This is a genomic window from Candidatus Pelagibacter sp., assembly GCF_052049855.1.
In the GTDB taxonomy this organism is placed as follows: Bacteria; Pseudomonadota; Alphaproteobacteria; order Pelagibacterales; family Pelagibacteraceae; genus Pelagibacter.
In genome coordinates this window covers 568,902-582,837 of the sequence record NZ_JBNGZE010000002.1, presented here as the reverse complement: position 1 = coordinate 582,837, position 13,936 = coordinate 568,902, and the positions used below count along the sequence as shown (strand labels likewise).

The window sequence follows — 13,936 nt, the reverse complement described above, 5'->3', positions numbered from 1 at the left end:
TATAAAATAAGGTAAAATAAAATTTAGAATGCAAAAAATTACAGGCATAGACATTCAAAAACACGATAAATCAAATAGGATTATAAAAATTAGTTTAGAAAATGACATAATAGATAAATTAATTTTCCCCTTTAATAAATTTGATTTAACAGCATTAGAGCTAAAACCATTTACAAGATTTACTTTAGCCAAAAGTTTAGATGATTTAACAAATAATAAATTAAGCAAATTAATGAACTCAATTATTAGAGATAGATCTACAGGTTGCTTTATTATTGGACCAAAAAATATAACTGCAAAAATTAATGATACATTTTTAGTTAAATTATCAACTGCAATAGCTCATCTAATTGGTGTACCTAATCATGATGCCATGGCAGGAAAATATTATGCTCGTTTTCATGTTAAACACGAAGATAGTAGCGACTCTTACCTAAGAAAGGCTTATAGGAACATGGATCTTCACACAGATGGGACGTATGTGAAAGATGTAACCGATTGGTTAATTATGACAAAAATTGATGAGCAAAATGTTGAAGGTGGTGAGACAGCTATGTTACACCTTGATGACTGGGAGCATTGTGATGATTTATACAATGATCCAGTTGGGAGACAAAATTTTGTTTGGGGGTCACCAAAAAGTAAAAATATTGATTACAAGGTAGAGCACCCAGTCTTCTCAACTGATAAAGAGGGAAGACCAACGATATCTTATATTGATCAATTTCCAGAACCTCAAAATATGGATCAAGGAAATTTTTTACAAAGATTATCTGATGGATTAGAGGAAAGTAAAAATAAAATAATTACGAAATTACCTGTTGGATTCTCTGTGATTGCAAATAATTATTTCTGGCTTCATGGAAGAAAACCTTTCAAAGAAAACAAGGAATTAAGCAGAGAATTACTAAGAATTAGAGGTTCTTTTTTTGTTAATTAATTCAATATAATCAATATAAAGTATCCAAAATTATGAATTTAGGTTTTATTGGTACCGGAAAAATTGCAGCTTCAGTGATTACTGGGATATGTAAATCAAAAATTTCCTATAAGAAAATTATTATTTCTCCAAGAAATAAAAAAATAGCTCTTGGGTTAAAAAGAAAGTTTAAAAAAATAATTATTGCCAAGGATAATCAACAAATTATAGATCAATCTAATTGGGTATTTTTATCTGTTACACCTACTGTTGGTGAAAAAATTATTAAAGATTTAAAATTTAAATCGACCCAAACAGTTGTTAGTTTTATTTCAACAATTACTTTATCTCAATTAAAGAGAGCAATTAAAGTAAAAGCAAAAATTGTAAGAGCAATACCTCTACCTCCAATTTCATTAAAGAAAGGTCCTGTACCTATTTGTCCCCCTAATTCAAAAGTTAAAGCGTTTTTCAATAACTTGGGCACAACTGTAGAAATTAAGAATGAAAAATTGTCTATAAATTTTTGGTCAACCTCTGGCATGATGGCGCCTTTTTATGAGATGTTGAGAGTAATGACTGATTGGTTGGTAAAAAGAGGGGTAAAAAGAAATAATGCTCAAAAATATATTACTTCTTTATTTTTAGCTTTATCTGAAGATGCTGTAGTAAATTCAAAAGAAAATTTAAAGAACTTAGTAAAAGAGTCTCAAACGCCAAAAGGTTTAAATGAACAAGGTGTGAAAGAATTAACCAAAGCTGGATTTTATAGATCTCTAGAAAGAGCATTAAATAGTATTCACAGAAGACTTAACAAATAAATTAAATGTCTGAAAATATTTTAGAGATTAATAATTTGAGTAAATATTTTGGTGGATTAGCTGCAGTTTCAGATTGTTCAATAAAAGTTAAAAGAGGAACTATTACTGGTATCATTGGGCCAAATGGATCTGGTAAGACAACTTTATTTAATTTAATTGCTGGAAACTTAAAATCTTCTGGTGGAAATGTTGTTTTTGATGATGAGAATATTACTGATGTTCCATCTTATGAATTATTTTCTAAAGGGTTGTTAAGAACGTTTCAAATTGCACATGAGTTTTCAAATTTATCTGTTTTAGAAAATTTAATGATGGTCCCAGGAAATCAATCTGGAGAAAAAATAATGACAGCATTATTTAAACCAGGTTTAGTTGCACAAGAAGAGGCTGTGGTTAAAGAGAAAGCGAAAGAAGTTGTTGAATTTTTAAATTTAGGACATTTATCAAATGAGCTCGCTGGAAATCTTTCAGGTGGACAAAAGAAATTATTAGAACTTGGAAGAACCATGATGGTAGATGCAAAATTAGTTTTATTAGATGAAGTGGGGGCTGGAGTTAACAGGACCCTGTTAAAAGATCTTGGAACTGCAATAGAAAAGTTAAATAAAGAAAAAGGTTATACCTTTTGTATGATTGAACATGATATGGATTTTATTGGAAGATTGTGTGATCCAGTGATTGTAATGGCTGAGGGGTCAGTATTATTTGAAGGAAGTGTTGAAGAGGCAAAAAAAGATGAGAAAGTTATTGAAAGCTATCTTGGAAGAGGATCAAAAATAAAGGATACAAATTAATGGCATATTTTGAAGGAATAGAAATGACAGGTGGTTATGGTAATGGTCCTGACATTATTAGTTCGTGTTCAGTAAATGTTAATAAAGGTGAAATAGTTTCTATTTTAGGTCCTAATGGAGCTGGTAAATCAACTGCCATGAAAGCAATGTTGGGCTTGTTGAATTTAAAGTCTGGATCAGTAAAGATTGATGGTAAAGATATTTCAAAATTATCTCCTCAAGATCGAGTTAAGCAAGGTATTTCTTTTGTGCCACAGACTAAAAATGTTTTTGCAGGGATGACTGTTGAAGAAAATTTAGAAATGGGTGCATTTCTTGTTGAGGATGAAATCAAAAATATAATTGAGGAAATTTATGAATTATTTCCAATTTTAAGAGAGAAAAGAAATCAGTTGGTTGGTGAACTTTCTGGAGGTCAAAGACAACAAGTAGCTCTAGGTCGAGCTTTAATGATTAAACCCACTGTTTTAATGTTAGATGAGCCAACTGCCGGTGTATCGCCAATTGTGATGGACGAATTATTTGATCATATTGTAAAAGTAAAAAGAACAAACGTTGCTATCTTAATGGTAGAACAAAATGCAAAACAAGCCTTAAGCATTTCAGATAGAGGCTACGTGCTAGTTACTGGAGAAAATCGTTATTCAGGAACTGGAAAAGAATTATTAGACGATCCAAGAGTAAGAAGCTCTTTTTTGGGAGGGTAATATGGATTTTGTAAATGCAATAATTCTTTTATTAAATTATATATTTATTCCTGCATTAACTTATGGTTCTCAGTTAGCATTAGGTGCAATATTTGTAACATTAATCTATGGAATTTTAAGATTTGCAAACTTTGCGACTGGTGACATGATGTCTTTTGGAACCATGATGACAATATTGTTTACATGGTATTTTCAATCTTTAGGTGTTTCTTTAGGTGTTTTACCTACTGCTTTATTGGCTATTCCATTTGGAATAATTTTCATGATTTTTTACATGCTTTTAATAGATAAGTTTGTCTTTAAGTATTATAGAAATCAAAAAAGCCCCCCAGTTCAATTTGCAATGGTGAGTATTGGAGTAATGTTTGTAACACAAGCAGTGGTAAGAATTATTATTGGACCTGGTGATAGAAGATTTTTTGATGGTGAAAAATTTATTATTAAAGCTCGTGAATTTAAGGAGATGACAGGTTTAAATGAAGGTCTTGCATTGAAATCAACTCAAGTGATAACCATTTTTGTAACAATAGTTTTAGTCTCTTTATTGTTTTGGTTTTTAAATAGAACAAAAACTGGAAAAAGTATGAAAGCTTATTCTGATAATGAAGATCTTGCTTTGTTGTCAGGTATTGATCCAAAAAAAATAGTTTTAGTTACTTGGGTTATTGCTGGAATTTTAGCTACAATAGGTGGTGCTTTGTATGGTTTGGATAAAAGTTTTAAACCATTTACTTATTTTAATAATATGCTTCCTATTTTTGCTGCTGCAATTGTTGGAGGAATTGGAAACCCATTTGGAGCTTTTTTAGGTGGATATGTAATTGCTTTTTCTGAAATATTGCTCACTTACGCATATAAAAAATTCTTTATGTATATTTTACCAGAAAGTATGGAGCCAAGTAGTTTGGTTCAGTTATTATCCACAGATTATAAGTTTGCAGTCTCGTTTTCTATTCTTGTAATTGTTTTAATTTATCGACCTTCGGGAATATTTAAGGGGAAAGTATTGTGAGAAAAAACCTAAATGTAATTGCAGCATACAGTATCATGATGGTACTCATTCTGATGGTTGGTATATTTCAGTCTTGGAACATAGCGTTATCAATATTTAATCTTTGTTTAATTTCTGCAGTTATGACAATGGGTGCAAATATTCAATGGGGATATGCTGGTTTAATTAATTTTGGAATTATGGGTTATACAGCTTTAGGTGGTTTAGCTGCGGTATTAATATCTGTAGATCCTGTTCAAGAAGCTTGGAGGGCTGGAGGTTTCGACATTCTAATGTCGTTGTGGCTGGTAGTAGTAATGATATTAGTGATACGCTTTGTTTTAAAAAGATTTGAAAAATCAAAAATAAGAACGTACAGCATAGCTGCAATAATAATTTCAAGTATTTTACTTATCAGATTTTCTGCAGAGCCAGGCATAGAAGCAATTGAAGCAGTAGATCCAGCTAAAACTGGTTTCTTAGGAGGATTTGGATTACCAATTATATTTTCATGGATAGTAGGAGCACTTTTTGCTGGTGGTTTAGCTTTTATAGTTGGAAAAGTTGCGCTTGGTCTTAGAGCAGATTATTTAGCTATCGCAACACTTCTTATTTCTGAAATTGTTATTGCAATTATTAAACATGAAGACTGGCTCACAAGAGGAGTCAAAAATGTTATTGGCTTAAAAAGACCTGCACCTTATGAAGTAGATCTTCAAACAACTGATTGGTTTATTAAATTAGTTGAAAAGTTTAATTCAGGAAAATTAAGTGTAATTGAGAATTTAGCTGATAGACAAGCTGCTTTAAATCAACTTGTTATTGAAGGCTCTTCAGTATTTGTAAAACTGTGTTATTCAGGATTATTTTTAATAGTAGTAATCATTCTTTTAATTTTAACTCAAAAGGCTCTTTATTCTCCATGGGGAAGAATGATGAGGGCAATTAGAGACAATGAGGAAGCTGCAAATGCAATGGGTAAAAATGTTGTTAAACAACATTTGCTAATTTTTATTTTAGGCTCAGCAATTGTTGGAATTGCGGGTGCAATGCTTGTTACACAAGATGGTTTATTTACACCGGGAAGTTATAGACCTATGAGATATACGTTTTTGATTTGGGTGATGGTAATTGTTGGAGGAAGTGGAAATAATTTTGGAGCAATTTTAGGAGGATTTGTTGTTTGGTTTTTATGGATAGAGGCTGCACCAATATCATTATTCTTAATAAACTTTTTCACTGCGGGAATTCCTGAAACAAATGCACTTAAAGCTCATTTAATTGAAAGCGTTCCTTATTTCAGATTTTTACTAATGGGATTAGGATTGTTGTTTATAATGAGGTATAGACCTAAAGGTATACTTCCTGAAAAAATAGAAATAAAGTAAACGTAATGAAATATATTATATTAGGTGCTGCTGCTGCTTGGGCTTTGTATATGGCTGATAAGTATTTATTCTTTTAATGAATAAAAATCTTTCGTTACTTATATTAAGCCAGATTTTTGCTTTTACAGCTGCCCCAGTCACCGTTTTTTTAAGTGGTATAATTGGTTCAAAATTTAGTCCAATAAATACTTTAGCAACTCTTCCAATGGCTTTGTCGGTAGTCGGAATTGCGTTATTTGCTTTTTTTGCTGCAAAGTTAATGAGTATAATTGGACGGAAATTGGGATTCATTTACGCATCAGTAGGTACATGTTTTGCATCTCTTTTAACTGCATACTCTATAATTATAGAAAGTTTTGTCTTATATAATTTAGGATGCTTTTTAATTGGTGGAGGAATAGCTTTTAGCCATCAATATCGTTTTGCAGCAGTCGAGGTTGTGGATAAGGATTATGCACCAAAAGCAATTTCTATCATTTTGTTAGCAGGAATAGGTTCGGCATTTATTGGTCCAAACATTGCAAACATTTCGAAAGAATTAATTTCAGATCATATGTATGCAGGTTCTTATCTTGCACTTGCCATTTTATCTATCTCATCAACAATATTTTTAATTTTTTATCAGGAACCAAAAACGATATCTAGTAATCAATATAAAACAGGAAGAAGTTTTTTTGAGCTTATCTCACAACCTAGATTTCTACAGGCACTGATAGCTTCAGCTTTTGCGTATGCAGTAATGACTTTTTTAATGACAGCAACTCCCATAAGTATGCATTTAATGGAGAAAATAAGTTTATCCAAGACTGGATTTGTTATTCAGCTTCATATAGCAGCCATGTTTTTACCTTCATTAATTACTGGAAATTTAATTAAAAGGTTTGGTCATAGTAAAATTATGCATATGGGGGTTTTATTATTTTTAATCACAATAATTACTAGTTTGTTTGAACAAAATTTTATTAATTATATGATTGCTCTTATTTTTCTAGGGCTAGGATGGAATTTTTTATTTATATCAGGAACAAGTTTACTTGTTTTGTGTTATAGAGAAGAGGAGAAATTTAGAGCTCAAGGATATAATGATTTAATTGTTTATTCTATACAAGCAGCAGCGAGTTTGTCTGCTGGGGTGTTTCTAAGCTTAACTAGCTGGAAAACTATGAATTTAATTTGTTTGATTTTTCTAATTATCATAGCTCTATCTACCATAAGAGCAGACTTAAAAAAAAACCCCAGTAATTAAATTACTGGGGTTTTTTGAATTAAGATAAAAAATTATCTTTGTTTTTTAGTTTTGAATTTTCCACCTTTAATTTCTTGTTCTAAGAAAGAACCTTCAGCTTCACCAACACTAGTAAAAGTTACTCCAGTAGCACCTTCGTAATTAATCTTTTTACCTTTTGCTAGTAAGTCTAAACCTTTCTTAAGTTCACCTGGATAAATTTTAGTTCCAGGAGCATTAGCAACATCCATTACATTTTTTGCAATTGATGCTCTGTCAGCAGAGTTACCTGCTTGCATTGCAAGAACGATTAAAGCAGCTGCATCGTAAGATTCACCTGTGTAAGGACCAGAAGCTTCTACACCTCCAGCTTTTGCAACTTCAGCAAATATACCTGCACCTTTACCAGTAGAACCTGGTAATGATCCAAATGATTTGCTTAGATCTTTTCCGAATGCATCAACTAAAGATTGACCAATCATACCATCTGATAAAATAAATCTATCAAACGCACCAGAGTCTAAAGAAGCTTGAATAATTCCTTTTCCTCCTTGGTCAAGATAACCAATAACTGCTACAGCATCACCACCTGCAGAAGCAAGAGTTGCTACTTCAGATGAGTAATCTGCTTTTCCATCTTCGTGAGCAGTTACAGTTGTAACTTTAATACCATGAGCTTCAACTGCAGCTTTGTAAACATCAGCTAAACCTTTACCATAGTCATTGTTAGTATAAGTGATTGCAACACTTTTTACTTTTCTGTCTTTAGTTATATCAGCTAAAATTTGACCACCTCTAGCATCTGATGGAGCAGTTCTAAAGAAATACCCTTTGTCATCTAGAGTTGTTAATCCTGGAGAAGTAGCTGAAGGTGAAATCATTACTACACCATTTGGTACAGCAACGTTAGTTGCAATAGCACCAGTTACACCTGAACAGTCTGCTCCCATAATTGCAGCTACACCACCTGAAATTAAACCTTCAGCTGCAGCTGTTGCCGCTGCTGAGTCAACACAAGTTGAGTCTGCTCTTACTGGCTCAATTTTTTTTCCACCTAATAATGAACCTGAATCAGATGCTTCTTTAAAAGCAAGCTCTGCAGATGCAGCCATAGCTGGAGTTAGAGATTCAATAGGACCAGTGAATCCTAAGATTATCCCCATTTTAATCGAATGTCCGTCTGCCATTACATTTGAACCAAAACTTGATACAAACATAAATACAGCGATAAATAGTTTTCTCATTATCTTCCTCTATATTGTTAACAATTTATAAAAGACCAATTTAAGTATGAATATTATTAATATTCAATGACAAAATTATCCTATTTTAGACAGTTAATTGACGCTGAAAATTACCTGATTGAGAAGGGGTCTAAAGAAGGTTCATCAGATGTATAGAACCAAGTTGTTTTTACTCTTGTATAGTCTTTAATCGAGTCAATTCCTGCTTCTTTTCCATATCCACTATCTTTAATGCCTCCAAATGGTGCAGATGGTGAAATTAATCGATAAGTGTTAACAAATGTTATTCCTGCCCTAATTGCTTTAGAAACTCTCATGCCTCTAGATAAATTGCTTGTATAAACCCCAGAGGATAATCCATATTGATTATCATTCATTTTAGAAATTACTTCTTCTTCCGTATCAAATTTCATAACCGATAATACAGGTCCAAATAATTCGTTTTCTGCTACAGGCAGATTATGATTGTCGCATTCAATAATTGTTGGGGGAAAGTAGTATCCTTTATTTGAAAAGGAATGTCTTTCACCTCCACACTTAATTTTTCCACCTTGATCAATTGTCTCTTTAATATTTTTTTCTATTACCTCTAATTGCTTAAAATTACTTAAAGGCCCCATCTCTGTTTCTGGATCCATTGGAGCTCCAATTTTTATCTTTGATGCACGTTTTGAAAGTTCATCTAAAAATTCATCGTAAATTCCTTTTTGCAAATAAAGTCTTGATCCTGCTATACAACTTTGTCCACTTGCACCAAATATTCCAGCTGTAATCCCATTTATTGCATTTTCTTGTTCTGCATCATCAAAGACTGCAACTGGACTTTTTCCACCTAATTCTAAGCTTACTTCTGATAAATTTTCTGCTGAGTTTTTAATTATATGTCTTGCTGTTTCAGGACCACCAGTAAAAGCAACTTTTTCAACCAAGTTATGAGTAGTTAAACTTTTACCACAAGGATCTCCAAATCCTGTAATTACATTCACCACACCTTTAGGGATACCAGTTTTTTCAACTAATTTTGCAAATTCAAACAAAACAGCAGGTGCAAGTTCTGAAGATTTAATTACCACTGTATTACCCATTGCAAGTGCTGGTGCTATTTTAGTTGCGGTTAAAAACATTTGTGAATTCCATGGAATGATTGCAGCTATAACTCCTATAGGTATTCTTGTTGTTATTGCTTGAACATTTGGCTTATCGATTGGCAAAACCGTACCTTCAACTTTATCTGCCAAGCCAGCATAATAGTCGTAGTATTCTGCTATATAAACTGCTTGTTTTTTTGTTTCTCTGTAAAGTTTTCCAGTATCAATTGTTTCTATTTCTCCTAGCATTTCTGCATTCTCTCTCAATTGATTTCCAATAGCTCTTAAATATTTAGCTCTTTCTCTGGGAAGTAGTTTTGGCCATTCACCTTCGAATGCTTTTTGAGCAGCTTTGACTGCATTATCAACATCTTTAGCACTTGCTTCTGGAACAACTGCCCATGGCTCATTATGTTCTGGATTTAGAGTTTCAAATGTTCTTTTACTTTCAGAGTCAACCCACTCTCCATTAATAAACATTTTATATTGTTTAAGTTTACTCATCTGATCCAATAAAATTTTTGATAGTTAAATTTACATCATCAGCACACTCAATACCACAAAGATGTTTTCCATCTTTAATGATCTTTAATTGACTTTTAGAGATTAAAGCATTCAATTCTTGAGACATTTTTACAGTTGAGCCAATATCGTATTCACCTGTCACAACTAGCGTATTAGCTTTAATTTTATTAAAATCTTCATCATTTTTATGATTAACGAATAGCTCGTAAACCTTTAGAAAATTATTCATGTTATTTGCAGATAAAATTGAAGTTATTTTTTCATATATTTCTGGATTATTTTCTAAATATTTATCAGTAAACCACCTCTTTAAAGCTTGCTTTGAAAGTTTTAAATCTTGTTTTGCCTGTTCAAACCTTTGATTAACAATTTTTTGTTGTTCTTCGGTTCTTTTATAAATAGAACACAAAAGAGTTAATGTCTGTAAACGTTCATTATGTTTAATTGCAAAATTTCGTGCAATTAAAGACCCTATAGAGAAACCTACAAGATGTATTTTTTTTATTTTAAGATGATCTAAAAGCTCGATAAGTTGTTTAGAAAAATCATCAAAACTTATTTCACCTTCTTCTAATGGTGATCTTCCATGACCTAAAATGTCGTAAGCAATATTTGAATGATAATTAAAAAATTCAAGCTGAGGTTGCCAAATTTCATGAGTTAGACCAACACCATGCACAAACACTATTGGGACTTCTTGATCTTTTTTATTGAATAAGTAATAGGTTCCTGAGGCAGTAGTTCCTTTAATCATCAAGAATTATTTTGGCTCAATGCCCATTTCTTTCATATCTTGATATCTGTCACCAGTTCTTGCATGTGCTCTACCACTTGATGCCCCACCAATTGCAATAACCACCTCGTCATTGAAGGGTGCATCATGAATAGTAAATTCATGAGTTAGGTAATATGGTCTCAATCCAGAGTCTGTTTTATGCATCATAGGAATTGCAATCTTTGATCCAGCTGGTCCTCTTGTGTTTGTAAAACTTAAATATGAAGTTCCACCCACCGCATCTCTAAATTTATTTCCAAACCTTAAAGTATGAATAAAAGCTGAAGCATGTTCTATTTCACCGTTCAGTCCAACTACACCTGCCTTACCATATGCTAATATTTTTTCAGGTGATCCTATTTCTTTTATCAATTCTGGAACAAGTAAATCACCTAGCTTTGGTGCAAGATCTAAAATAGTTGGTCTGAGATCTTCAACAAAACCCTGACCATGCCATGGATTTTTAAAAACTGCTGCTACTGATACCATTAAAACTGGTTCTTTCGCTTCTTTACCACCTTCAATAAAAGTTTTGTCTACAAATTTTGTAAATTTTCTTAATTCTAATTTCATTTTTTTACTCTATGTTTGAAACTATCTCTTCTAAAACTGTATAATGCTTTTGGATCTACATCAACATCAATCACAGATGGCTTATTTGATTTAATTGCTGCTCTTACAGCTTCACAAATCTCAGAAATTTTTTTAACTTTAAAACCTTTTGCACCATAAAGTTCCGCAACTTTATCAAAGGATGGACTGGTAATATCCGCACCTAAATATCTTTTTCCAAAAAAATCTTTTTGATAAGCTTTTTCAGCACCCCAACTTTTATTGTTCATCACAATAGTTGTAGTATTAATTCCATATTCAACAGCAGTGCTCAATTCAGATATTGTCATGCCAAAACCCCCATCACCCATAAGACTAACGACTGTTTTTTTAGGTTTTGCAACCTTGACTCCAAGACCACATGCAAATGAAAAACCAACTAAACCAAAATCCAATGGAGTAAATAATGAAGGAGGATCATAATATTCTAAAGCATCTGTAGCCTGCAAACATAACGTTCCAGCATCTAGAGTAATTGCTGAGTTTCTTGGTAGCACTTTTCTTAATTGTTTAAATAGTCCTTTTGGTTGTATAGGAAAATTTGGACCCAAATTTTCTTTATTTCTATTTATCAAATATTCTTTTCTCTCTTGTAAATAAGAGTTAGTCCAATCTTTAACATTTAATTTAATTTTCTCTTTTTTAACCTCTTCGTAAAGTTGTTTAGTTGCAGTCGCAGCATCCGCATGTATCTTTACTTTTACAGGAAAATATTTTCCAAGCATTGTTTTTTCTAGTTCAATTTGAATTATCTTTGCTTTTTTATTTATATTTTCATAGGAGTAAAAAGTTGAATTAAATCCTAAACGTGTTCCAATTGCTAAAATAACATCTGCATTTTTAACTAATCTTGATGCTACAGGATTTCCTCTAGGACCCATTTGTCCCGCATTTAATTTATGACCAAAAGGAATTGCATCTCCATGACCCGCTGCTGTAACAATAGGTAGGTTGCATAGTTCAGCTAACTTAATTACCTCTTTGTATTTAGAATTATACTTAATTCCTGCTCCAACAATAATTACCGAACATTTTGAAGATCCGATTAATTTTGCAGCTTTTTTGATATTTTCCTTATTTCCTTTTTGTTTGCTTAAATTTGTGAACGATGGTTTTTTAGTATTGATATTATAATTGTTTGAAGCTGCTAATATATTTCTTGGTAAATTTACACAAACAGGTCCTTTTCTAGGTTTCATTGCCAAACTAAAAGCATCACTCATAATTTTTGGAATTATTTTTGAATTTTTTATAGTCCAGGTTTTTTTTGTAATAGGTGTAAACAAAGACTGTTGATCTAAACCCTGAAATGCATCTTCCATTTTATCTTTAGTTGAATAAGAACCCGCAATTGCAACAACTGGAGAAAAGGCTGCTTTTGCTTGAGCAACCCCTGTAACTAAATTAGTAGCACCAGGTCCGTTTTGGCCTGCAATAATTACCCCAGGTTTATTTGAGGCTCTTGCATAACCATCAGCCATATGTGTGCCAGTTCTTTCATCTCTGACACCAATAAATTTTATACTTTTCTCATGATAAAGAGCATCAAACATTTCCATTGTTGCTGAACCAATAAGTCCAAAAACATGTTTTACTCTTTCTTTTTTTAATGATTGAACAGCAGCTTGTCCGCCGCTAATTCTTTTTCGTCTTTTATTCACGAAACTTTTTTTACTTCAGTATCAAAATCATCTTGGAAGTGAGGCATAACTTTTTCTGTGAAAAGTTTTATACTTTTCATACAATCTTTATGCTTCACACCTGGAAAATTAGACCAAACTTGCAAATTTTGTAAATTGAGTTCAGATTTTAATTCATGAATTTTATCAATCACATATTCTGGTGTTCCAAATAACATGTTTCTTTTATGTAAAAATTCATAATTTAATAAATCTAATTTACCTTTTGTTTCAGGTAGCTCTTCACCAGGATCCATATGATTTCCCAAACCTCTCCAATGACAAACCCATCTCATATAATTTACCATATGTTCCCCAGCTTTTTCTTTTGCTTCTTCCATCGTATCTGCAACAAACATATCTCTTACAAGAGACACCCCTTCGCCAAGAGGTATATTTTTCTTTGTTACCTCTGATCTTTTATTTTTATAAGCTTCAAATTTTGGTTTCAAAGCTTTTACAGTTGGAATCCACATAATAACATTAATATTATTTTCAGCAGCCCACTCAATTGATCTAATTCCATCAACAACTTGATGAATTGGAGGATGTGGCTGTTGATATGGCTGTGGAACAACACTAATTTTTTTCATAGTACTGTCTTCCATATTCATAAATTCTTCACTTGGAGGACTCATATCATGCTGCCAAACATAATTTGGTGATGGATAAGTATAAAATTCTCCTTGGTGACTGAAAAATTTTTCACTCCATGCTTTCTTTAATACTTCTAAAGTCTCAGCAAATAATCTGAAATTTTTAGCCTGATCTTTTAAATCAGCCTCTTTGTTTAAATTTATTGCTTCTCTACCATAAATTCCTCTTGCTACACCTACTTCAACTCTCCCTTTTGAAAGTTGATCTAATGTTGCAATATCTTCTGCTAATCTTATTGGATTATGAAAAGTAATAACGTTTGCAGCTTGGCCTATTCTTATATTTTTTGTTCTTGCAGCTGCATCTGCACCCATCATTAATGGATTGGTACAAGATTCCATTCCCTCATGATTAAAGTGATGTTCTGTAAACCAAATTGAATTCCATTTGTTTTGATCACAGTATTCTGTAATTTCTTTAGTCTCATCTAGCAATTGATGATAAGGTTTGTGTGTCCAGTTTGTGGTATTACAAAAATAACCAAATTTCATAAAGCCTCCTTTAAAAGTTA

Annotated in this window: 13 protein-coding genes; 7 read left to right on the top strand and 6 right to left on the bottom strand. The window is 32.2% G+C overall.

Features of this window, described 5'->3' with window-relative positions:
* Nucleotides 1-28: 28 nt before the first annotated feature.
* From glaH to ACTT9X_RS05230, 7 genes are all read left to right on the top strand, one after another.
* Nucleotides 29-940 carry a glutarate dioxygenase GlaH gene (gene glaH / locus ACTT9X_RS05260; RefSeq protein ID WP_440934595.1) on the top strand — a complete coding sequence of 304 codons (912 nt, stop codon included), beginning with the start codon at nt 29-31 and terminating at the stop codon, nt 938-940.
* A gap of 32 nt (nt 941-972) precedes the next feature.
* Nucleotides 973-1,740: a pyrroline-5-carboxylate reductase gene (locus ACTT9X_RS05255; RefSeq protein ID WP_440924959.1), complete on the top strand. Its 768-nt coding sequence runs from the start codon at nt 973-975 to the stop codon at nt 1,738-1,740.
* 5 nt (nt 1,741-1,745) lie between these two features.
* The gene (locus tag ACTT9X_RS05250) at nt 1,746-2,534 is read left to right on the top strand and encodes an ABC transporter ATP-binding protein (protein ID WP_440934594.1); all 789 of its coding nucleotides are present in this window, start codon (nt 1,746-1,748) and stop codon (nt 2,532-2,534) included.
* The gene (locus ACTT9X_RS05245; RefSeq protein ID WP_440924961.1) at nt 2,534-3,241 is read left to right on the top strand and encodes an ABC transporter ATP-binding protein; all 708 of its coding nucleotides are present in this window, start codon (nt 2,534-2,536) and stop codon (nt 3,239-3,241) included. Before ACTT9X_RS05250 ends, ACTT9X_RS05245 begins: the two co-directional genes overlap by 1 nt.
* A 1-nt stretch (nt 3,242) precedes the next feature.
* Nucleotides 3,243-4,253, top strand: coding sequence for a branched-chain amino acid ABC transporter permease (locus ACTT9X_RS05240; protein WP_440924962.1), 1,011 nt, complete (start codon nt 3,243-3,245; stop codon nt 4,251-4,253).
* Between the two features lie 35 nt (nt 4,254-4,288).
* Complete coding sequence (locus ACTT9X_RS05235) at nt 4,289-5,620, top strand: branched-chain amino acid ABC transporter permease (protein WP_440934647.1); 1,332 nt, start codon at nt 4,289-4,291, stop codon at nt 5,618-5,620.
* Between the two features lie 76 nt (nt 5,621-5,696).
* Nucleotides 5,697-6,866, top strand: a complete 1,170-nt coding sequence (locus tag ACTT9X_RS05230) for an MFS transporter (protein WP_440934593.1) — start codon at nt 5,697-5,699, stop codon at nt 6,864-6,866.
* A gap of 32 nt (nt 6,867-6,898) precedes the next feature.
* On the opposite strand, the gene ACTT9X_RS05225 is transcribed toward ACTT9X_RS05230, so the two are convergent.
* The 6 genes from ACTT9X_RS05225 to ACTT9X_RS05200 all read right to left on the bottom strand — a co-directional run bounded on the left by ACTT9X_RS05225 (nt 6,899) and on the right by ACTT9X_RS05200 (nt 13,916).
* A complete protein-coding gene (locus ACTT9X_RS05225) occupies nt 6,899-8,089 on the bottom strand; it encodes an ABC transporter substrate-binding protein (RefSeq protein WP_440928048.1) in 1,191 nt (396 codons plus the stop codon).
* 110 nt (nt 8,090-8,199) lie between these two features.
* Complete coding sequence (locus ACTT9X_RS05220; RefSeq protein WP_440934592.1) at nt 8,200-9,681, bottom strand: aldehyde dehydrogenase; 1,482 nt, start codon at nt 9,679-9,681, stop codon at nt 8,200-8,202.
* Nucleotides 9,674-10,456, bottom strand: a complete 783-nt coding sequence (locus ACTT9X_RS05215; RefSeq protein ID WP_440934591.1) for an alpha/beta fold hydrolase — start codon at nt 10,454-10,456, stop codon at nt 9,674-9,676. The genes ACTT9X_RS05220 and ACTT9X_RS05215 overlap by 8 nt, the downstream gene beginning before the upstream one ends.
* A gap of 6 nt (nt 10,457-10,462) precedes the next feature.
* Nucleotides 10,463-11,050 (bottom strand): amino acid synthesis family protein, encoded by a 588-nt coding sequence (locus ACTT9X_RS05210; protein WP_440934590.1) that lies wholly within the window; start codon nt 11,048-11,050, stop codon nt 10,463-10,465.
* The gene (locus tag ACTT9X_RS05205; RefSeq protein WP_440934589.1) at nt 11,047-12,750 is read right to left on the bottom strand and encodes a thiamine pyrophosphate-binding protein; all 1,704 of its coding nucleotides are present in this window, start codon (nt 12,748-12,750) and stop codon (nt 11,047-11,049) included. Before ACTT9X_RS05205 ends, ACTT9X_RS05210 begins: the two co-directional genes overlap by 4 nt.
* Complete coding sequence (locus ACTT9X_RS05200; RefSeq protein WP_440934588.1) at nt 12,747-13,916, bottom strand: LLM class flavin-dependent oxidoreductase; 1,170 nt, start codon at nt 13,914-13,916, stop codon at nt 12,747-12,749. Before ACTT9X_RS05200 ends, ACTT9X_RS05205 begins: the two co-directional genes overlap by 4 nt.
* Nucleotides 13,917-13,936: the final 20 nt, after the last annotated feature.